The organism is Hydrogenivirga sp. 128-5-R1-1 (assembly GCF_000171895.1).
The window spans coordinates 1-1,707 of the sequence record NZ_ABHJ01000254.1; the positions used below are offsets into that span (position 1 = coordinate 1).

Consider the following 1,707-nt stretch of genomic DNA (forward strand, 5'->3'; position numbering starts at 1 on the left):
CCTGGATGGACCGCTGGAATCTATTATAAAAAATTCAAGACATATACTTACTTTGGATTTGAAGCAGGTTTAGGCAGTCTGGAAAATAATAATAAAATTACTTCATCTAACTCTGAACCTGGGTTTTATGTAGATTTTGGAGCAGGTTTATATTTTGGAAATAATACCATCATAGAAATAGGTACTGGATTTTACGCTTTTTCAGCACGATACAATGATGGGACATACGAAGCTAATATGTCAGGTTCAGGTCCTTACATTGGAGGAAAATTAGGATATGTGTTTTATGGAAGAAAAGAATATAACGGGCTTTATGTAGGACTTGGATATAAGAGGGTATTTTTAGGAAGTAAATACCACCTTGATATAATTACACTTGATTTTGGAGGTATTGTCTTTACAACAAGAAGTGGATATAAATATCCAGCATTTACAAAAGCCTTAAAGGAAATAGATTATGAAGATGATTAATGAGTTATTTCCTCTTCCCCATTAACATCGTTTTTATATTTATATTTAAGTTAAAATTGATAGCCTAAGGAGGCTATAATAAAAATTTCAATACCATCTAAATCCCTATAATTTTTACTTCTAAATTGTACGTTAGTAGTATAGTATCCAATGCCTACTCCTAAATCTGCAAACAATTCATTTGTTATGTAATATCTATATCCAGCTTTTGTGTTAAATCCTAAAAAAATACTGTCGTCTGAAAAACTACCAATTTTATCTTTTATATAACCTATATCTAATCCATATTGCAAAAATATGTTGTTTTCTGAATACATTCTGCCTGCAAGTTCAATACCATAGCCATTCCAGTCAATTCCTGACTCATTTCTGTTTAAAATATATGGCTTTGCTAAAAATGAGAAATCATCAGATTTAAACCATTCTGCTTGAATAGAATAAACATTAGTGGTAATGTCATAACCATCAGTGGCTATACTAAAATTCCTTTCACCTGCTGATGCATATGAAGATAAAACATATGAAACAAAAAGGGCTGTTAAAAGTTTTTTCTTCATGGGCATACCTCCTATGAAAGATGTCAACCCACTAAGGTTGCAGTATTTTTATTAAAGTAATTTTCAAACTTTCTATTTTCTTTCAATAAAACGAACATAACTGTAGCTAACTTCCTCGCCAATGCTATCCTTGCTTTGTTCTTACTTACACCTGATTTTATTAACCTGTTAAAAAATTCTTTTAAGCTATTTTTCTTTTTTGTCTTTAACAAAGATATTGCTGCTTGTAATAGTTTATTTCTGAGTGTACTGTCCCCTCTTTTTGTTATCCTTCCCATTTTAATACTATCCCCACTTCCATATACTCTTGGCACTAATCCTATATATGCTCCGACTTTTCTACTATTATCAAATCTTTCTATATTCCCTATTGTGCTTATGAGGGAGTAATAAAAAAAATTGTGTAAAACTAAAAATAAAAACAGGAGGTAAAGATAAAATGGCAAAAAGAAAAGAAACTGAGTTAGAAAAATTAGCAATGCAGTTTGCACAATACCTTCAAAAAGAAAAACAGGAAGGTAAATCCCTTCCTCTTTCAATGATAATCCAACAAATCATCAATGCAATAATGAAACACGAACGACAAATATATCTTAACCAAGATGTAGACACTATGTAACGGTATACGATAGAACCTTAGGACTAACCTTTGGAAACTAAACCTTAAAATACATAGAGT

At 30.9% G+C, this 1,707-nt stretch carries 4 protein-coding genes; 2 read left to right on the forward strand and 2 right to left on the reverse strand.

All coding sequences use genetic code 11. From position 1 onward, the window contains the following. The coding region (locus tag HG1285_RS19915) for a hypothetical protein (protein WP_008289051.1) at positions 1–471 on the forward strand (471 nt) is incomplete at its 5' end. A 50-nt stretch (positions 472–521) separates the two neighbouring features. Here the strand turns inward: HG1285_RS19915 and HG1285_RS02730 are convergent. Continuing rightward, positions 522–1,028 carry a hypothetical protein gene (locus tag HG1285_RS02730; protein ID WP_008289052.1) on the reverse strand — a complete coding sequence of 169 codons (507 nt, stop codon included), beginning with the start codon at positions 1,026–1,028 and terminating at the stop codon, positions 522–524. Positions 1,029–1,051: 23 nt separating this feature from the next. After that, the gene (locus HG1285_RS19235; protein ID WP_232219529.1) at positions 1,052–1,519 is read right to left on the reverse strand and encodes a transposase; all 468 of its coding nucleotides are present in this window, start codon (positions 1,517–1,519) and stop codon (positions 1,052–1,054) included. Here HG1285_RS19235 and HG1285_RS20400 point away from each other — a divergent pair. After that, positions 1,468–1,647: a hypothetical protein gene (locus tag HG1285_RS20400; RefSeq protein ID WP_008289054.1), complete on the forward strand. Its 180-nt coding sequence runs from the start codon at positions 1,468–1,470 to the stop codon at positions 1,645–1,647. The genes HG1285_RS19235 and HG1285_RS20400 overlap by 52 nt on opposite strands. Positions 1,648–1,707: the final 60 nt, after the last annotated feature.